16 protein-coding genes and 5 tRNA genes are annotated in these 18,176 nt (G+C 41.9%); all 21 read left to right on the forward strand.

The window, feature by feature from the left end; genetic code table 11:
- The first annotated feature begins 7 nt into the window (after positions 1 to 7).
- The 21 genes from AAC851_RS10510 to rpoB all read left to right on the forward strand — a co-directional run bounded on the left by AAC851_RS10510 (position 8) and on the right by rpoB (position 18,120).
- On the forward strand, positions 8 to 439 hold the full coding sequence (locus AAC851_RS10510; protein WP_005083921.1) for an acyl-CoA thioesterase: 432 nt from the start codon (positions 8 to 10) through the stop codon (positions 437 to 439).
- Positions 440 to 868: 429 nt separating this feature from the next.
- Complete coding sequence (locus tag AAC851_RS10515) at positions 869 to 1,195, forward strand: H-NS histone family protein (RefSeq protein WP_004637627.1); 327 nt, start codon at positions 869 to 871, stop codon at positions 1,193 to 1,195.
- A gap of 174 nt (positions 1,196 to 1,369) precedes the next feature.
- Positions 1,370 to 2,113, forward strand: a complete 744-nt coding sequence (gene gspN / locus AAC851_RS10520; RefSeq protein WP_026056326.1) for a type II secretion system protein N — start codon at positions 1,370 to 1,372, stop codon at positions 2,111 to 2,113.
- Entirely contained in the window at positions 2,113 to 2,952 is an 840-nt protein-coding gene (locus AAC851_RS10525) for a type II secretion system protein N (protein WP_005087945.1), read from the forward strand. The genes gspN and AAC851_RS10525 overlap by 1 nt, the downstream gene beginning before the upstream one ends.
- A gap of 41 nt (positions 2,953 to 2,993) precedes the next feature.
- Positions 2,994 to 5,204, forward strand: a complete 2,211-nt coding sequence (gene gspD, locus AAC851_RS10530) for a type II secretion system secretin GspD (protein ID WP_005087946.1) — start codon at positions 2,994 to 2,996, stop codon at positions 5,202 to 5,204.
- Positions 5,205 to 5,282: 78 nt separating this feature from the next.
- On the forward strand, positions 5,283 to 5,891 hold the full coding sequence (locus AAC851_RS10535) for an FHA domain-containing protein (protein WP_035374895.1): 609 nt from the start codon (positions 5,283 to 5,285) through the stop codon (positions 5,889 to 5,891).
- Between the two features lie 112 nt (positions 5,892 to 6,003).
- On the forward strand, positions 6,004 to 6,696 hold the full coding sequence (locus tag AAC851_RS10540) for a phosphoglycolate phosphatase (protein ID WP_005087950.1): 693 nt from the start codon (positions 6,004 to 6,006) through the stop codon (positions 6,694 to 6,696).
- Positions 6,697 to 6,778: 82 nt separating this feature from the next.
- On the forward strand, positions 6,779 to 8,272 hold the full coding sequence (gene trpE, locus AAC851_RS10545; protein WP_005087952.1) for an anthranilate synthase component I: 1,494 nt from the start codon (positions 6,779 to 6,781) through the stop codon (positions 8,270 to 8,272).
- A gap of 98 nt (positions 8,273 to 8,370) precedes the next feature.
- Positions 8,371 to 8,446, forward strand: a tRNA-Thr gene (locus AAC851_RS10550).
- Between the two features lie 52 nt (positions 8,447 to 8,498).
- Positions 8,499 to 8,582 (forward strand) — tRNA-Tyr (locus tag AAC851_RS10555).
- Between the two features lie 34 nt (positions 8,583 to 8,616).
- Positions 8,617 to 8,692, forward strand: a tRNA-Gly gene (locus tag AAC851_RS10560).
- Between the two features lie 11 nt (positions 8,693 to 8,703).
- Positions 8,704 to 8,778: transfer RNA gene (locus AAC851_RS10565), tRNA-Thr, on the forward strand.
- A gap of 164 nt (positions 8,779 to 8,942) precedes the next feature.
- Positions 8,943 to 10,133: an elongation factor Tu gene (gene tuf / locus AAC851_RS10570; RefSeq protein WP_004770934.1), complete on the forward strand. Its 1,191-nt coding sequence runs from the start codon at positions 8,943 to 8,945 to the stop codon at positions 10,131 to 10,133.
- A gap of 48 nt (positions 10,134 to 10,181) precedes the next feature.
- Positions 10,182 to 10,257 (forward strand) — tRNA-Trp (locus AAC851_RS10575).
- A gap of 76 nt (positions 10,258 to 10,333) precedes the next feature.
- Positions 10,334 to 10,774, forward strand: a complete 441-nt coding sequence (gene secE / locus AAC851_RS10580) for a preprotein translocase subunit SecE (protein WP_004637637.1) — start codon at positions 10,334 to 10,336, stop codon at positions 10,772 to 10,774.
- A gap of 6 nt (positions 10,775 to 10,780) precedes the next feature.
- Positions 10,781 to 11,314 carry a transcription termination/antitermination protein NusG gene (nusG, locus tag AAC851_RS10585; RefSeq protein WP_004637638.1) on the forward strand — a complete coding sequence of 178 codons (534 nt, stop codon included), beginning with the start codon at positions 10,781 to 10,783 and terminating at the stop codon, positions 11,312 to 11,314.
- Positions 11,315 to 11,425: 111 nt separating this feature from the next.
- Entirely contained in the window at positions 11,426 to 11,854 is a 429-nt protein-coding gene (gene rplK, locus AAC851_RS10590; RefSeq protein ID WP_004637639.1) for a 50S ribosomal protein L11, read from the forward strand.
- Between the two features lie 3 nt (positions 11,855 to 11,857).
- Positions 11,858 to 12,553, forward strand: a complete 696-nt coding sequence (gene rplA, locus AAC851_RS10595; RefSeq protein ID WP_004637640.1) for a 50S ribosomal protein L1 — start codon at positions 11,858 to 11,860, stop codon at positions 12,551 to 12,553.
- A gap of 249 nt (positions 12,554 to 12,802) precedes the next feature.
- Positions 12,803 to 13,309 carry a 50S ribosomal protein L10 gene (gene rplJ, locus AAC851_RS10600; RefSeq protein WP_004876417.1) on the forward strand — a complete coding sequence of 169 codons (507 nt, stop codon included), beginning with the start codon at positions 12,803 to 12,805 and terminating at the stop codon, positions 13,307 to 13,309.
- Between the two features lie 42 nt (positions 13,310 to 13,351).
- Complete coding sequence (gene rplL, locus AAC851_RS10605; protein ID WP_004637642.1) at positions 13,352 to 13,723, forward strand: 50S ribosomal protein L7/L12; 372 nt, start codon at positions 13,352 to 13,354, stop codon at positions 13,721 to 13,723.
- Between the two features lie 308 nt (positions 13,724 to 14,031).
- Positions 14,032 to 18,120 (forward strand): DNA-directed RNA polymerase subunit beta, encoded by a 4,089-nt coding sequence (gene rpoB / locus AAC851_RS10610; RefSeq protein ID WP_100834125.1) that lies wholly within the window; start codon positions 14,032 to 14,034, stop codon positions 18,118 to 18,120.
- Positions 18,121 to 18,176 lie beyond the last annotated feature (56 nt).

Below are 18,176 nucleotides of genomic sequence, written 5' to 3' on the forward strand. Positions count from 1 at the left end.
TGAAAATATGAATGAGTTGTCTGTCTACCCTGTTATACATAAGCAAAGTGTTGCTTGGGGAGATATGGATGCATTTGGTCATGTAAATAATGTGCAATATTATCGCTATATAGAAAGTGCTCGTATTGCCTATTTGATGGCATTGAATATATTTGAGCAAGATATATTGACCGTAGTTGCATCGAGTCAATGTAAGTATTTAAGCCCTGTATTTTATCCAGATGTGTTGCATGTTGGTGCGCGTATTGAGGAGATCCGAAACAGTGCATTTAGAATGCAATATGTATTGTGGAGTGAGCAACAACAACAAATTGTTGCAACAGGCGATGCTGTAATGGTGTGTGTTGATAAAGTGAATGCAAAAAAAATAAATATCCCAGACCATATTAAGCAAAGGATCATTCAGTTAGAAAAGACTGTAGAGCATGATTTAATTTGAAACTAATCATCGTAAAGACAATTATGTCTGATATTGTGAATTTATAGAAAAACTTCATTTGCTATTTCTCTGTAACACATCTTACGTAGGCGTGATGGATTAAGGTTTGTAAATGGAGTTTTTCAATAATAAGTAAATAAAATTGAGCCATAAAATTATCGGGTGTGATTTTTTGTGAAGTCGAAATATCAGTGCTATGCACTATTTTGAACTGAGCTAAATTAAAAATAGATTAATATATATTTTATTTTGAGTTTTCATTTTAAGTTTTCTTGTAAATAAAAAGCATTTTTTTTGTTATAGTGTGATTAATTCAGCTATTCTTATATTGATTAATTAAATGCATATAAATTAATATTGAGCTGAATTTAGAATTCATTTTTTTTATTTTTGCGTGAAATATTTTCTTATTGAGTTGGAGTGGTTCGGATGAAACCAGATATTAGTGATTTATCAGTTGAAGATTTAAAGCGTTTGCAAGCAGAAGCTGAAGCTTTAATTGAAAGTAAAAAAGACCAAGCAATTGAAGATGCATATAATCAAATCATAGCAATTGCTGATGGTATTGGTTTAAGCGTTGAAGAGTTATTGGCTGTAGGTGAGCAAAAGCGTAAAAAGACTACGCGTAAAGCTGTAGAACCACGCTATCGCAATAAAAATAATACTGAAGAAACTTGGACTGGTCGTGGTAAACAGCCGCGTTGGTTGGTTGCTGAATTAGAAAAAGGCGCAAAACTTGAAGATTTCTTAATCTAAGTGAGTTTTAAAGTCATCGTTTTGTCATACCATGACTTTATCCTTTGTAAAAAACCAAGCTTAAAAGCTTGGTTTTTTTATATGAGAGAATTGGCGATGTTGAAAAATTATGCATAATGTCATTCAGAGCAAGTATTTTAAATGGATGATGTTAGCGATGTTGGTAAGGGTGGAATGAAGAAAAATACCAAACAATGGAGATGGTGGCTATTCGCCATTTTTGCATTTTTAATTTTTATTATTTTACAGATTCCAGCAACATGGCTTATTGCGAAATTTTCTAAAGATAATCAATTACTACATAATGTTAGTGGCAACATCTGGCAGGGACAAGCGGACTGGCAACGTGGGCAGTTACGAGGCTCTGTGCATTGGAAGACACGACCTTTAGATTTGTTGCTATTACGTTTTGGGGCTGATCTCGATATCCATAGTGGCAACACACAATTTAATGGTGTCTTTGCTTATGGCTTGGGGAAAAAAATTATTGTTAAGGGGTTGCAAGGTCAAGTGGCACCTGAGACTTTGCGTTATTTTGCCAATTGGCAATGGCCTGAGAATGCAATTCAACTCAAGGATGTACAACTTCATTATCACAATGAAAAAGGTTTTAGTGCCACTGAAGGGCAACTGAACTGGGGTGGTGGCGAATTGACGTATACTTTTGGTCAGCGTCAAGAGCGTATGACTATGCCATCTTTAATTGCCGAGTTAAAAGATGCCAATGGACAATTGCAACTGGATGTACGCGATCAACGCAGTCAAAAAATGGCAAACATAAGTTTAGATGCCAATCTTATGCTTGATGTACAACTGACACAGCGAATGCTGTTAAACGTTCCTTCTTATCAGGGTAAAGCAGGACTAGACACTTATGTGATTAGCTCACGCCAGCCATTGTTACAAGGTGGAATGTGATGGACGTATTAATACAAAAAATACAACGGTTAGATTGGCAAAAGCTCGATAAGCTCAGTCCGTTGATTTTGGCAATCTTGTTATTATGGCTGTGTTGGAAGCTCGCTTCGTTTTTTTGGTTGGTAGTTGCTCCTCCTCAAGCGATGCAATTTGATCGGGTTGAGTTGGGTTCACAACAAGCACAAGTTCCGAATATCAGTTCATTCGCTTTATTTAATGAGCCCGCTGCGAGTACAGTGCAGGATAATGTTAATTTGGAATTACAAGGGGTATTGCTCGGTTCTTCCAACTCATTGTCCTCTGCAGTGATCAAATTAAATGATAGTGCTGAGCATTATCGTGTAGGTGAAACCTTAGGTTCAACGTCATATCAACTGGTTGAAGTGTATTGGGATCGCGTGGTGTTGAAACAAGGCAATGGTGCAACACGAGAAGTGACCTTTAAAGGGTTGGAGAAAGGTTTATATCAGCCTATAGAACCAATCAATAATCGCAATAATCAGCCGCCGCCTGCACATATGCCAGAGCCTGTTCAAAACTCTCCTCAGTCTGCATTGGGGCAGGCAATTCAACAAATGCAGGATAACCGTGAGCAATATTTGAAGAATATGGGAGTGAGTGGTGGTGCAGATGGCTATGAAATCACAGATCAAACACCCGTTGGTCTTAAAAATACATTGGGTTTGCGTGCGGGGGATCGAGTTCTATCGATCAATGGCCAAACCGTTGGGCAGGGACTAAGCGAAGTACAATTACTAGAGCAAGTGCGTCGTCAAGGGCATGCCAAAATAGAAATAAAACGTGGTGATCAAGTGATGACCATTCAACAGAGTTTTTAGTGATCACACATCATCACAATAGTTAGGAATAAGTGCAGGTTATGGCTTTTTTGAATCATCAGCGTCCACTTTGGGCATTACTTGCCGCAGCACCGTTAGTTGCGACAATCAGTACCCATGTACAAGCACAGACATGGAAGATCAATCTACGTGATGCGGATTTGGCAGCATTTATTAATGAAGTTGCTGATATTACGGGGAAGAACTTTGCAGTTGATCCTCGTGTTCGTGGCAATGTGACGGTTATTTCTAATAAACCACTCAATAAAGATGAGGTTTACGATCTCTTTTTGGGTGTGTTGAGTGTTAATGGTGTGGTTGCCTTACCTTCAGGCAATACCATTCGTTTGGTTCCTGATAGTAATGTAAAAAATGCAGGTATTCCTTATGATGGGCGAAATCGTGCGGGTGGGGATCAAATCGTAACGCGTGTTATTTGGCTACAAAATACCAATCCAAATGATCTCGTACCTGCTTTGCGCCCATTGATGCCGCAGTTTGCGCATCTGGCGGCAGTGGCGGGAACCAATGCGTTGATCGTCTCTGATCGAGCAGCAAATATTTATCAGCTTGAGAATATTGTCCGAAACTTGGATGGAACAGGGCAGAATGATATTGAGGCGATTACGTTGCAGTCGAGTCAGGCAGAGGAAGTGATTGCTTTGCTTGAGACAATGAGTGGAACGGGATCATCTAAAGATTTGATGGGGTCTCGAGTACGTATTGTTGCGGATAATCGCACCAATCGTATTTTAATTAAAGGTGATCCAGATTCACGCAAGCGGTTGCGTCAAATTATCGAAATGGTCGATGTGCCGTCAGCAGATCGTTTGGGCGGATTAAAAGTATTTCGTTTGAAATATGCAAGTGCAAAAAATTTAGCTGAAATTTTACAAGGTTTGGTGACAGGTCAGTCAGTTTCATCCTCATCGACATCTAATAATAGTAGTTCAAATACTGTTAGTAATCTGATTTCGAATAATCAAAATAGCAGTTCATCCAATAACGCATCGGGAAATTCAGCGATTAGCCTAAATAGTGGTTTTAATAATCGTCAAAATAATGATGTGACCAGCTTTAATGGTGGTGGCGTGAGTATCATTGCTGATGGTACGCAGAATGCCTTGGTGGTTAAAGCTGATCCACAACTCATGCGTGAGATTGAGTCGGCAATACAACAACTGGATACACGCCGTCAGCAAGTTCTGATTGAAGCAGCAATTATAGAGGTTGTTGGAAGTGATGCTGATCAACTTGGTGTGCAATGGGTGTTAGGTGATTTGAGTAGTGGTGTTGGACTGGTTAATTTTTCAAATCTTGGTTCTGGACTATCCAAAATTGCAGCAGGTTATCTCAGTGGTGGTGCAGCAGGTGCAGCAGGCGCTTTGGGAGATGGTGCTTCAATAGGTGTCGGGAATTTTGAAAACTCACGCAAGGCGTATGGTGCGTTGATACAAGCTTTAAAAGCGAATACTAAATCTAACTTTTTATCGACGCCATCAATTGTTACGATGGACAACGAAGAAGCCTATATTGTAGTAGGACAAAATGTTCCATTTGTCACAGGATCAGTTGCAACAACAGCTGGTAGTACCGTCAACCCATATACCACAGTTGAACGGAAGGATGTCGGGATAACGCTGAAAGTTGTACCTCATATTGGTGAAGGAGGGTCAGTTCGTCTTGAAGTTGAACAAGAGGTTTCGAATGTTCAGCCTAATCGAGGGCAGGCAACGGATTTGGTGACCAGTAAACGGGCAATTAAGACCTCAGTCTTGGCTGATCATGGACAAACCGTGATTTTGGGTGGTTTGATTTCTGATGATACCAGTCTAACGCGTCAGGGTATCCCTGTGTTGGGTGATATTCCTTATTTAGGACGTTTATTCCGTGCTGACACGCGTAGTAATGAAAAACGTAACCTTTTAGTGTTTATCCATCCAACGATTGTGGGGGATTCAGATGATATTCGTCGTATATCACAGCAACGCTACAATCAGCTTTATAGCTTGCAGCTTTCGATGGATAAAAACGGAAATTTTGCCAAACTGCCTCAAAATGTCTCGGAGATTTACACTCAACCAGTGGTCAATAACTCACCATATCAGAACGTTCCAACAGCGACACAACAAAAGACCTCTGTGGTGACTACGCCAGTAGCGACAGCACAGCCACCTTTGCAAAAGCAATCGGTTGAGCGAAGTCAGAATACGGTGACAACCACAACGCTTCATCCGGCATCTTCACAGTAGATGCACACAAGCACTTCTGTCACAATGTTATGATTGCAAGAGCCGATAATCAATAAATCAGGATAAGGGTTGATGTTTATGACTTGGAAACTACAAGCCATTACAGGTGAATTTACGGGGAAAGAACTCACGATTGAACGTGATATGTTGGTAGGGCGTCATCAAGAGGCTGATATTTTATTGCAATCTGCCGATATTTCACGTCGCCATGCTGCTTTGTTGCTTAAGGAACAACAATTGTGGGTGCAAGATCTGAACTCATCAAATGGTACTTTTGTGAATGATGTGCGTATCACTCAAGATACTGAATTGCATGATGGTGATATTTTGCAATTTGCAAGTTTTGTATTTAGCGTTCTTGCCCCAGGAACTGAATTACCAGAAGTCGAAGTGGAACCTGTAAACACAGTCACGCAAGATCAAGGTATGCCAAGTATTGCAGAAAGAGCTGTTGAAACGCCAATTAGTCGCGATGGTATGCCTCAGCAAGTGGGTATTCCTAAGCCTGCACCGATCCCTGAAGGGGTGAAAGTTGAGGTTTCTGCTGAACCAAAATCAGTGCCTATGCCAGAGCCTGTGTCGCGAGTTGCGCAGGAAAAAGAGCAACAAAAAAATGCTTCAGTGGGCATGATTTCTCTGATTGTGTTGATCATTTTGGCGGTGATCGCTTGGTTGTTCTTTAAATAATTAGACTAAACTTTTACAATCAAGGCATGCTTCGAGTTGCTCTAACATTTTAGTAAAGTGGTGTTAGGGTTTAGTTGAGGGATGCCTTTTTCATTTTATAGGTGGAAATTTAATGTCCATTGCACAGTTACAACGTCGTGATCTTATCTTGTTTGATTTGGATGGAACACTTGTAGATTCTGCTGCTGACTTATATCGTGCAATGAATATGAGTTTGGAAAAATTGCACTTTCCTGTAGTTACTGAAGATCAGATACGAGCATGGGTTGGAAAGGGCGCCGCAAAACTTTGTGAAACAGTCCTTGAATATTTATTTGAGGATGCAAGCCCTCCGCAACATACGCTCTTGTTAAACACATTCGTTGATGTCTATGCACAAGAGTTATGTGTCAATACTCAGGTATATGAAGGTGTTTTACCTTTTTTGGATTATTGCCAAACACATGGGATTGCTATGGCATGCGTGACCAATAAACCTGAGCAGTTAGCGAGAGGTATTTTGGATATTTTGTCACTTTCATCTTATTTTAAGATGGTGGTTGGTGGTGATACCTTGCCTGAGCGTAAACCTCATCCCTTGCCATTATTGCACTGTATGCAGAGCCAAAATGTTGCTGCCGCACAAACACTAATGATTGGTGATTCAAGTAATGATGTTGAAGCTGCACGACGTGCAGGTATAGATTGTATTGTGGTCAGCTATGGCTATAATCATGGGGAGAATATTTACGATTGCCAACCGCAACAGGTGGTGGATCGTTTGGTGGAACTCGTTGAAGAAGATCAGATCAGGAGACAGGCATGAAAGTAGTTATGGTTTTTCGATGGCGGGCTTGAAAGAGCACTAAAGAAAAAACGCACAGAAATTAAAACCATAGAGAATATCCATGACTACCTTAGTACAATTTGAACAGTTAAAATCAGCCGGCTATAACACCATTCCCGTTTACCGCCAACGTTTAGCCGATACTGAAACCCCACTTTCCGTTTTTGCTCGATTTAAAACACATAAACATGCCTATCTTTTCGAGTCTGTTGAAGGTGGTGAAAATTGGGCGAGATACTCAATGATCGGTTTGGGTGAATCTACGGTTTTCTCATGTAATGCAGGTGTGCTTACCGTTCAGCAAACTGATGGTACCGTTACCCAACAAAATTGTACCGACCCATTTCAATATATTCGCGACTTTCAGCATCAATTTAAAGTACCAAGTAAAAAAGAATTGCCTGAACTACCGAGCTTTACAGGTGGTTTAGTGGGTTATCTGGGTTACGACGCTGTACGCTATATCGAGCCAAAATTAAAAAATGTTCCAGCAGACGATCCAGTTACATTGCCAGACTTATGGTTAATGCTGTCAAAAACAGTGATCGTATTTGATAATTTAAAAGATACTTTATTTTTAATCCATCATGCTGATGCAAATCAAGATGATGCTTATGCGCAAGCACAACAAAAATTGGATCAATTAGAGCAACTGCTTGCAACACCTGTGAGTTTGCAGGCAAAACCGCATACAGCTCCGCACTTTGAGTCGATCACGGGGAAAGAAAAGTTTCTTGAAACGGTGGAAACGGTGAAAGAGTACATTCGTGCTGGTGATGTCATGCAGGTGGTGCCAGGGCAGCGAATGGTGTCTGATTTTGATGGTGAGGCATTACAGGTTTATCGTGCTTTGCGTCATCTCAATCCATCACCATATCTGTTTTTAGTGCAAGGACGAACGCTTGTTGATGACAAGCCTTTTCATATTGTGGGTTCATCACCTGAAATCCTATCTCGTTTAGAGGATGGGGTCGCAACGGTGCGTCCTTTGGCTGGTACACGACCACGTGGTAAGACTAAAGAAGAAGATTTGGCACTCGAGCAAGATTTATTAGCAGACGAAAAAGAGATTGCTGAACATTTGATGTTGATTGATCTGGGTCGTAATGATGTTGGGCGTGTTTCAAAGATTGGAAAAGTCCAAGTCACTGATCGCATGGTAATCGAGCGTTACTCACATGTGATGCATATTGTGTCAAATGTGCAGGGTGAAGTCCGTGATGATATTGATGCCTTGGATGTATTTAAGGCGACTTTCCCGGCTGGAACACTTTCAGGCGCACCCAAAATACGTGCCATGGAAATCATTGATGAGGTTGAGCCTGTAAAACGTGGCGTATTTGGTGGTGCTGTTGGTTATTTAGGTTGGCATGGGGAAATGGACATGTCGATTGCGATTCGTACTTGTGTGATTCGTGATAAAAAGGTTTACGTGCAAGCGGGAGCAGGGTTGGTTGCAGACTCAAATCCTGAATCAGAATGGAATGAAACCCAAATAAAAGCTCGCGCAGTGATCAAAGCGGTTGAATTATCGTCAAACGGATTGATTTTATGAGTTTTTAGCGTTTTTTTTAAAAAAACCACTTGCATCGATTCAGAGTTTTGCTAAACTGCACACCGTTCCGATACGAAACGTACGAAACACTAAGAAGCGCCGGCATAGCTCAGTTGGTAGAGCAACTGACTTGTAATCAGTAGGTCCACAGTTCGAATCCGTGTGCCGGCACCATCTTAAGGTTTTGAGTTTGAAGTAAACGAGCTGCACTGTGCAAGTGTGATTTGGTGGGATTCCCGAGCGGTCAAAGGGGGCAGACTGTAACTCTGCTACGAAAGTTTCGAAGGTTCGAATCCTTCTCCCACCACCATATAACTTCGATTGAAGTGGTAAAGTATCAACGCGCGGGAGTAACTCAGTTGGTAGAGTGGCAGCCTTCCAAGCTGCATGTCGCGAGTTCGATCCTCGTCTCCCGCTCCATCGAAGAGATCGCTCTTATAGCTCAGTGGTAGAGCACTCCCTTGGTAAGGGAGAGGTCTCGAGTTCAAATCTCGATAAGAGCTCCAGATATACAGCTTAGTAGAATTTCTACAAAATTTTAAAGAAGCAGGCTATTATAGTCTGCTTTTCAAGTATTAGGTGTCTAGTTTTTTAGGCGAATGTCGATAAAGAAAGTTTTTCAGGGTTGTTTTTCTCTAAACTGGTGTCGACGTAAACGAGGAAAATCAAAATGGCTAAGGCTAAGTTTGAACGTAATAAACCACACGTAAACGTGGGTACAATTGGTCACGTTGACCATGGTAAAACAACTTTAACTGCTGCGATTGCAACGATCTGTGCAAAAACTTACGGCGGTGAAGCTAAAGATTACGCAGCTATCGACTCTGCACCAGAAGAAAAAGCACGTGGTATTACAATTAATACTTCACACGTAGAATACGATTCTCCAACTCGTCACTACGCTCACGTAGACTGCCCGGGCCACGCCGATTATGTTAAAAACATGATTACTGGTGCTGCTCAGATGGACGGCGCGATCCTTGTATGTGCTGCGACTGATGGTCCAATGCCACAAACTCGTGAACACATCCTTCTTTCTCGTCAGGTTGGTGTACCTTACATTCTTGTATTCCTTAACAAGTGTGACCTTGTTGATGATGAAGAATTACTTGAATTAGTAGAAATGGAAGTTCGTGAACTTCTTTCTACTTATGACTTCCCAGGTGATGACACTCCAGTTATCCGTGGTTCTGCGCTTAAAGCGTTGGAAGGTGATGCTGGTCAGTACGGTGAGTCTGCAGTTCTTGCTCTTGTTGAAGCGCTTGACTCTTACATCCCAGAGCCAGAACGTGCTATCGACAAAGCATTCTTGATGCCAATCGAAGACGTATTCTCAATCTCTGGTCGTGGTACTGTAGTAACAGGCCGTGTTGAGTCTGGTATCGTTAAAGTAGGCGAAGAAGTTGAAATCGTTGGTATTAAAGATACAGTTAAAACAACTGTAACTGGCGTAGAAATGTTCCGTAAACTTCTAGACGAAGGTCGTGCGGGCGAGAACTGTGGTGTTCTTCTACGTGGTACTAAGCGTGAAGACGTACAACGTGGTCAAGTACTTGCTAAACCAGGTTCAATCAAGCCACACACTAAATTCGATGCAGAAGTATACGTACTTTCTAAAGAAGAAGGTGGTCGTCACACTCCATTCCTTAACGGTTACCGTCCACAGTTCTACTTCCGTACAACTGACGTAACTGGCGCGATCAAATTACAAGATGGCGTAGAAATGGTAATGCCTGGTGACAACGTAGAAATGTCAGTAGAGTTAATCCACCCGATCGCAATGGACCCAGGTCTACGTTTTGCGATCCGTGAAGGTGGTCGTACTGTAGGTGCTGGTGTTGTTGCGAAAGTAACTGCATAATAGATTATGAAACTCAAATCGGAAGCTTCGGCTTTCGATTTGCATCATAGGTCAGTAGTTCAATTGGTAGAGCGTCGGTCTCCAAAACCGAATGTTGGGGGTTCGAGTCCCTCCTGACCTGCCACTTTTTTTAAATAAAAACGCTTGATTCTGGCTAAGTTGTCATATAATAAGTCGCGAATTCTACGACGAGTAAAAAAATGTCGAATGATAAATCGCGTGACGCATCGAGCGACGCGCCAATCCCTCAAAGAAATAACGCTGCAGAAATTGTAAGCTCAGGTTCTCCATTAGATGTTGTCTTATGGTTGATTGCATTGACTTTGCTGATTGGTTCAGCAATGGTAAATCAGCATTTACCTGCCTATTGGGCACCAGCAAATGATATTTGGGTGCGCATTGGGGTAATTTTGGCTTGTATCGCGGTCGCTTTAGGTTTATTATACGCCACCCATCAAGGTAAAGGCTTTGTGCGTTTATTGCTAGATGCGCGGATAGAACTACGTCGAGTGGCTTGGCCGACAAAACAAGAGACGATGACCACCTCGTGGCAAGTTCTTGTGGTTGTAATTGTAACAGCAATCGTATTGTGGTGTTTTGATTACGGGTTGGGCTGGTTTATTAAGTTAATTATCGGGTAAGGTGCGATGAAGCGTTGGTATATTATTCATGCCTATTCAGGTTTTGAAAAGCAAGTGATGCGTTCGCTTAATGAACGTATTCAACGTAGCACGGTAGCTGATAGCTTTGGTGAAGTTCTTGTTCCTACTGAAGAAGTAGTTGAAATGAAGGACGGTAAAAAGCGCAAGTCTGAGCGTAAATTCTTTCCTGGCTATGTGTTAGTCGAAATGGAAATGAATGATGACACTTGGCACATCGTAAAAGAGTGTCCAAAAGTTCTTGGTTTTATTGGTGGAACACCAGAAAAACCTGCGCCAATCACTCAGCGTGAAGCTGATGCGATTCTTGCTCGTGTACGTAATCTTGGTGAAGCACCTCGTCCTAAGACGATGTTTGAACCAGGTGAAGAATTGCTCGTTATTGATGGTCCGTTCACTGACTTTAAAGGGGTCGTGGAGGAAGTTCAATACGATAAGTCACGTTTAACGTTGACAATTAATGTATTTAATCGACCTACTCAGGTTGAGCTGGAATTTCGCCAAGTCGAAAAAACAGTTTAATTTGAACTGGTTGAGAAGCGCCCGATTTGATCGGGCATTGTTGTTCTAACACTTCGGTGTTGTTTAATTTTTGGGGAGCCTAGCGGCGCTTGTACCCAGAGGTAATTTTCAATGGCTAAGAAGATTGACGGCTATATCAAGCTGCAAGTTCCAGCTGGTAAAGCAAATCCATCTCCACCAATTGGTCCTGCTTTAGGTCAGCGTGGTGTAAACATCATGGCATTCTGTAAAGAATTCAATGCTGCTACACAAAAACTTGAAGTTGGTTTGCCAATTCCTGTCGTGATCACTGTGTACAATGATAAGTCGTTCACATTCATCATGAAAACTCCACCTGCATCTATTCTTCTTAAGAAAGCTGCTGGTATTCAAAAGGGTTCTTCTGTACCAAACAAAACTAAAGTTGGTAAGTTGACTCGTGCTCAATTAGAAGAAATCGCGACTACTAAAGAACCAGACTTAACTGGTGCTGATTTAGACGCTCGTGTGCGCACCATTGCTGGTTCTGCACGTTCTATGGGCTTGGAAGTGGAGCTATAAGACATGGCAAAGTTAACTAAACGTCAAAAAGCCATTGCTGCAGCTGTAGAAGCAAACAAAGTTTACACTTTGGAAGAAGCAGTACAAGTTCTTAACAGCTTACCAGCTGCGAAGTTCAAAGAATCTTTAGATATCGCTGTAAACCTTGGCGTAGACCCACGTAAATCTGATCAGGTTGTTCGTGGTGCGACAACTTTACCAGCAGGTACAGGTAAAACTGTACGTGTTGCAGTTTTTGCTCAAGGCGCTGCTGCTGAAGCTGCGAAAGAAGCAGGTGCTGACGTTGTTGGTTTTGATGACCTTGCTGAAAGCATTCAAGGTGGAAATCTTGACTTTGATGTCGTAATTGCTGCTCCAGATGCAATGCGCGTTGTTGGTAAGTTAGGTACTATTCTTGGTCCACGTGGCTTAATGCCAAACCCTAAAGTGGGTACAGTAACGCCTGACGTTGCTAACGCGGTTAAGAATGCGAAGTCTGGTCAAGCACGCTACCGTGTAGACAAAGCAGGTATCATCCACGCTGCAATCGGTCAGCTTGGTTTTAGCGAAGAAGCAGTACGTCAAAACGTTGAAACTTTAATTGCAGATTTAAAACGCTTAAAGCCTGCAACGTCTAAAGGTGTATACGTTAAAAAGATCACTTTGAGCTCAACTATGGGTCCTGGTTTGATCGTTGACGTAAGCAACGTTTCTAAGTAATTAGACAGAATTTTAAAGCCTTAGACTTTTTCTTTGAAAAAGTCTAAGCAAACTTTGAATTGATAAATGAATATTTATCAGCGTCAAAGACCTCAGGCGAGAAATATTTTCGAATGTTTTTCTTAATCTTCCAGTCTGAGTAGACGCGGTGGTGTGATTTATTCCTCCTCCGCGTGTAAGTCTTAGTCAGACTTACGAATTGGGAGTGCATCTTTTGGGATGCATAAATCACCGTTAGGAGGTTTTACGATGGCTCTTCTTATCGAAGACAAAAAACAGATCGTTGCAGAAGTAAACGAAGTTGCTTCTAAAGCGTTCTCTGCCGTTGTTGCTGACTATCAAGGCTTAACTGTAGAGCAATTAACAACACTTCGTGTTGAAGCTCGTAAGTTAGGTGTTACTACACGTATCGTGCGTAACACTTTGGCTAAGCGTTCATTTGAAGGTACTCAATTTGATATCTTGAATGACGACCTTGTTGGTCCAACAATTCTCGGTTTCTCTACTTCTGAAGACGACATGGGTGCTGCTGCACGCTTGTTCGAAGAATTTGCGAAAACTAATAAAGCATTTGAACTTAAAGCAGCTGCATTTGATGGCAAGCTTTATAAAGGTGCTGAAGTTAGCGTAATTGCAAACCTTCCGAACCAAGAGAAAGCGCTTACTATGCTTGCCTCTGTTCTTCAAGCTCCTATTTCGAAATTGGGTCGCCTCATTACAGCGCTCAAAGAGAAAAACGAGTCAGAAGCGGCTTAATCCTATTTTCACACCATTCAATATCCATTTGGAGTTATTCTCATGGCTTTAACAAACGAAGAAATCTTAAACGCAGTTGCTGAAAAAACAGTTCTTGAACTTGTTGAATTAATTTCTGCTTTCGAAGAAAAATTTAACGTATCTGCAGCTGCTGTAGCTGTAGCTGCTGCTCCAGGTGCTGGCGCTGCTGCTGCTGAAGAACAAACTGAATTCAACGTTGAGTTGACTTCTTTCGGTGCTAACAAAGTTGCTGTAATTAAAGCAGTTCGTGAAGCTACTGGCCTTGGTCTTAAAGAAGCTAAAGATCTTGTTGAAGGCGCTCCTGCTGTTCTTAAAGAAGGCGTTTCTAAAGAAGAAGGCGAAGAACTTAAGAAGAAGCTTGAAGAAGCTGGTGCTACAGTTACACTTAAGTAATGCTGTAGGGAGTCGATTTTTTGAAAATCGGCTCCAAAAAATGGCTGATGGCTCTTGGGTCATCAGCCTTTTTGCGTTACAATAATCGGCTCGTTTTTTGTTAGTTTTGCGTTTTTGACGCATATAATTAGAACAAACGGCTAAATATCAAACGCTTACCAATATTTTTTTGCTTATAAAAATATTGTTAAGCGTTTTAATACCACTAAAAATTGCAGCATTTGTAAACAGTGGTGGCCATATCGGCTTGCGTAATTCCTTCTAAGCCCGTTCTGCAGGCGGCTTAGTTTACTTTCCGAGGACTCCAGATGGCATACTCATATACCGAAAAGAAACGGATTCGTAAGAATTTTGGTAAATTGCCCCACGTAATGGAAGCACCGTACTTACTTTCGATTCAAGTCGATTCGTACCGTACTTTCTTACAAGGTGGCAAAACTCCAAAAAATCGCGAAGATATCGGTCTCCAAGCCGCATTTCGTTCAGTTTTTCCTATTGAAAGTTATTCTGGCAATGCTGCTTTAGAATTTGTTGAGTATAGTCTTGGTAAACCAGAGTTTGACGTACGTGAATGTATTTTACGTGGTTCAACTTATGCGGCACCAATGCGCGTAAAAATTCGTTTGATCATTAAAGATCGCGAAACCAAATCAATTAAAGACGTTCGTGAACAAGAAGTTTACATGGGTGAAATGCCACTCATGACCGATAACGGTACATTCGTTATTAACGGTACTGAGCGTGTAATCGTATCTCAATTACACCGTTCGCCAGGCGTATTCTTTGATCATGACAAGGGTAAGACCCACTCAAGCGGTAAAGTGTTGTATTCAGCACGTATTATCCCTTACCGTGGTTCATGGTTAGATTTCGAATTTGATGCTAAAGATTTAGTATTCGTACGTATTGACCGTCGTCGTAAATTATTGGCGACTGTGATTTTACGTGCTTTAAATTATACCAATGAGCAAATCCTGAATTTGTTCTACGAAAAAGTACCTGTCTATTTAGATATGGGCAGCTATCAAATTGATCTCGTTCCAGATCGCCTACGTGGTGAGATGGCGCAATTTGATATCTTAGATAACGATGGCAAAGCGATTGTTGAACAAGGCAAACGTATTAATGCACGTCACGTACGTCAAATGGAAGCAGCGAACTTAGCGAAGCTTTCAGTACCTGATGAATACTTGTATGAGCGTATTACAGCTGAAGATATCACATTGAAAAGTGGTGATGTGATTCCTGCAAATACGGTGCTTAGCCATGAAGTGATGGTGAAAATCGCTGAAGGCGGCGTGAAACAGTTTAATATTCTGTTCACCAACGATATCGATCGTGGTCCTTTCGTTGCGGATACTTTACGTGCAGATACAACAACAGGTCGTGAAGAAGCACTTGTTGAAATCTATAAAGTCATGCGTCCAGGTGAGCCGCCAACGAAAGAAGCTGCTGAAAACTTGTTCAATAACTTATTCTTCTCTTCTGAGCGTTATGACCTGTCTCCAGTGGGTCGTATGAAGTTCAACCGTCGTTTGGGTCGTCCTTACGAAGTGGGTACTGATCAGAAGTCTCGTGAAGTTGAAGGTATTTTATCACACGACGATATCATTGATGTACTTCGTACATTGGTGGAAATCCGTAACGGTAAAGGTGAAGTCGATGATATCGATCACTTAGGTAACCGTCGTGTACGTTCTGTTGGCGAAATGACAGAAAACCAATTCCGTGTTGGTTTAGTGCGTGTTGAACGTGCTGTTAAAGAGCGCTTGAGCCAAGCAGAAACAGATAACTTGTCTCCGCAAGATTTAATCAATGCAAAACCAGTTGCTGCTGCAATCAAAGAATTCTTTGGTTCAAGCCAATTATCTCAGTTCATGGACCAAAACAACCCATTATCTGAGATTACACACAAACGTCGTGTGTCTGCACTTGGTCCTGGTGGTTTGACGCGTGAGCGTGCGGGCTTCGAAGTACGTGACGTACACCAAACTCACTATGGTCGTGTTTGTCCGATTGAAACGCCTGAAGGTCCAAACATTGGTTTGATCAACTCGCTTTCTGTGTATGCAAAAGCGAACGACTTCGGTTTCTTGGAAACACCGTATCGTAAAGTTGTAGATGGCCGTGTAACAGATGACGTTGAATACTTATCTGCAATTGAAGAAGTAGGGACTGTCATTGCACAAGCCGACTCTGCAGTTGATAAAGATGGTAATTTAACTGAAGAAATGGTTTCTGTGCGACATCAAGGTGAATTCGTACGTATGTCGCCTGAACGCGTAACGCATATGGACGTTTCTGCACAGCAGGTTGTTTCTGTTGCAGCATCATTGATTCCATTCCTTGAACACGATGATGCGAACCGTGCTTTGATGGGTTCGAACATGCAACGTCAGGCTGTTCCTACATTGCGCGCTGACAAGCCGCTTGTTGGTACAGGTATGGAAGCGAACGTAGCGCGCGACTCGGGTGTGTGTGTGATCGCAAACCGTGGTGGTGCGATTGAGTATGTAGATGCATCTCGTATCGTTATTCGTGTCAACGAAGATGAAATGATTGCGGGTGAAGCAGGTGTAGATATCTATAACCTGATCAAATATACACGTTCAAACCAGAACACATGTATTAACCAGAATGTCATCGTGAACTTGGGCGACAAAGTTGCTCGTGGTGATATCTTGGCTGACGGTCCTTCGACTGACATGGGTGAACTTGCGCTGGGTCAAAACATGCGCGTCGCGTTCATGACATGGAACGGTTATAACTATGAAGACTCGATTTTACTTTCTGAGCGTGTTCTTCAAGAGGATCGTTTAACGTCGATTCACATTCAAGAATTGTCATGTGTAGCACGTGATACTAAGTTAGGTGCAGAAGAAATTACTGCCGATATTCCTAACGTTGGTGAAGCTGCACTGTCTAAATTGGATGAGTCAGGTATCGTTTATATCGGTGCTGAAGTGACTGCGGGTGATATCCTTGTAGGTAAGGTAACGCCTAAAGGTGAAACTCAATTAACACCTGAAGAAAAATTACTTCGCGCAATCTTTGGTGAAAAAGCGGCTGACGTAAAAGATTCTTCTTTACGTGTTCCGTCTGGTACTAAAGGTACGGTGATTGACGTTCAAGTCTTCACTCGTGATGGTTTGGAAAAAGATGAACGTGCTCAAGCGATTGAAAAAGCTCAGCTTGATGCATACCGTAAAGACTTGAAAGAAGAATACAAGATCTTCGAAGAAGCAGCACGTGAACGTATTGTTCGTTTGTTGAAAGGTCAAGAATCTAACGGTGGTGGTTCGACTAAACGTGGCGATAAACTTTCTGAAGACTTATTGTCTGGTTTAGAGCTTGTTGATTTACTTGAAATCCAGCCAAATGATGAAGCAATTGCTGAGCGTTTAACTCAAATTCAAGTGTTCTTGAAAGAGAAGAGCTACGAGATTGATGAGAAGTTTGCTGAGAAGAAACGTAAACTTTCTACAGGTGATGAATTAACAACTGGCGTATTGAAAGTTGTTAAGGTTTACCTTGCTGTTAAACGTCGTATCCAGCCTGGTGATAAGATGGCGGGTCGTCACGGTAACAAAGGTGTTGTATCAAACATCTTGCCAGTTGAAGACATGCCGCATGATGCAAATGGTGTACCAGTTGATATCGTGTTAAACCCATTGGGTGTACCATCACGTATGAACGTGGGTCAGATTCTTGAGACTCACTTAGGTATGGCGGCGAAAGGTCTTGGTGATAAAATCGAGAAAATGTTGAAAGAACAGCGTACAGTTTTAGAACTACGTGATTTTTTAGACAAGATTTATAACAAGGTTGGTGGCGAGCAAGAAGAGCTGAATAGCTTAACTGACGCAGAAATTTTAGCACTTTCAGGTAACTTACGTGCTGGTGTTCCATTGGCAACACCTGTATTCGATGGTGCTGAAGAAAGTCAAATTAAAGACTTACTTGAATTGGCAGACATTTCGCGTACTGGTCAAACGGTATTGTTTGATGGACGCACAGGTGAGCAGTTTGATCGTCCTGTAACTGTAGGTTACATGTACATGCTCAAATTGAACCACTTGGTTGATGACAAAATGCATGCGCGTTCAACAGGTTCTTACTCACTTGTTACACAACAGCCGCTTGGTGGTAAAGCACAATTCGGTGGTCAGCGTTTCGGTGAGATGGAAGTATGGGCACTTGAAGCATACGGTGCAGCATATACACTCCAAGAAATGCTTACTGTTAAGTCGGATGACGTCGAAGGTCGTACACGCATCTATAAGAACATTGTAGATGGTAACCATTATATGGATCCGGGTATGCCTGAATCGTTCAACGTATTGACCAAAGAGATCCGTTCTTTAGGTATCAACATTGAACTGAAAAATGGTGACTAATTAGCCATTAATCCCCCCTCAGCCCCCTTTATGAAAGGGGGAGTTCCCACTCGAAA

It is taken from the genome of Acinetobacter sp. HZNU-JH01 (assembly GCF_037996845.1).
Lineage (GTDB): Bacteria > Pseudomonadota > Gammaproteobacteria > Pseudomonadales > Moraxellaceae > Acinetobacter > Acinetobacter haemolyticus.

Excerpts from the sequence above, each read along its gene's own strand:
- rpoB (WP_100834125.1), top strand. The coding sequence starts at position 14,032 with ATGGCATACTCATATACCGAAAAGAAACGGATTCGTAAGAATTTTGGT.
- rplJ (WP_004876417.1), top strand. The coding sequence starts at position 12,803 with ATGGCTCTTCTTATCGAAGACAAAAAACAGATCGTTGCAGAAGTAAAC.
- gspN (WP_026056326.1), top strand. The coding sequence starts at position 1,370 with ATGAAGAAAAATACCAAACAATGGAGATGGTGGCTATTCGCCATTTTT.
- AAC851_RS10540 (WP_005087950.1), top strand. The coding sequence starts at position 6,004 with ATGTCCATTGCACAGTTACAACGTCGTGATCTTATCTTGTTTGATTTG.
- rplL (WP_004637642.1), top strand. The coding sequence starts at position 13,352 with ATGGCTTTAACAAACGAAGAAATCTTAAACGCAGTTGCTGAAAAAACA.
- gspD (WP_005087946.1), top strand. The coding sequence starts at position 2,994 with ATGGCTTTTTTGAATCATCAGCGTCCACTTTGGGCATTACTTGCCGCA.
- tuf (WP_004770934.1), top strand. The coding sequence starts at position 8,943 with ATGGCTAAGGCTAAGTTTGAACGTAATAAACCACACGTAAACGTGGGT.
- rplK (WP_004637639.1), top strand. The coding sequence starts at position 11,426 with ATGGCTAAGAAGATTGACGGCTATATCAAGCTGCAAGTTCCAGCTGGT.
- rplA (WP_004637640.1), top strand. The coding sequence starts at position 11,858 with ATGGCAAAGTTAACTAAACGTCAAAAAGCCATTGCTGCAGCTGTAGAA.
- AAC851_RS10535 (WP_035374895.1), top strand. The coding sequence starts at position 5,283 with ATGACTTGGAAACTACAAGCCATTACAGGTGAATTTACGGGGAAAGAA.
- nusG (WP_004637638.1), top strand. The coding sequence starts at position 10,781 with ATGAAGCGTTGGTATATTATTCATGCCTATTCAGGTTTTGAAAAGCAA.
- AAC851_RS10525 (WP_005087945.1), top strand. The coding sequence starts at position 2,113 with ATGGACGTATTAATACAAAAAATACAACGGTTAGATTGGCAAAAGCTC.
- AAC851_RS10515 (WP_004637627.1), top strand. The coding sequence starts at position 869 with ATGAAACCAGATATTAGTGATTTATCAGTTGAAGATTTAAAGCGTTTG.
- trpE (WP_005087952.1), top strand. The coding sequence starts at position 6,779 with ATGACTACCTTAGTACAATTTGAACAGTTAAAATCAGCCGGCTATAAC.
- secE (WP_004637637.1), top strand. The coding sequence starts at position 10,334 with ATGTCGAATGATAAATCGCGTGACGCATCGAGCGACGCGCCAATCCCT.
- AAC851_RS10510 (WP_005083921.1), top strand. The coding sequence starts at position 8 with ATGAATGAGTTGTCTGTCTACCCTGTTATACATAAGCAAAGTGTTGCT.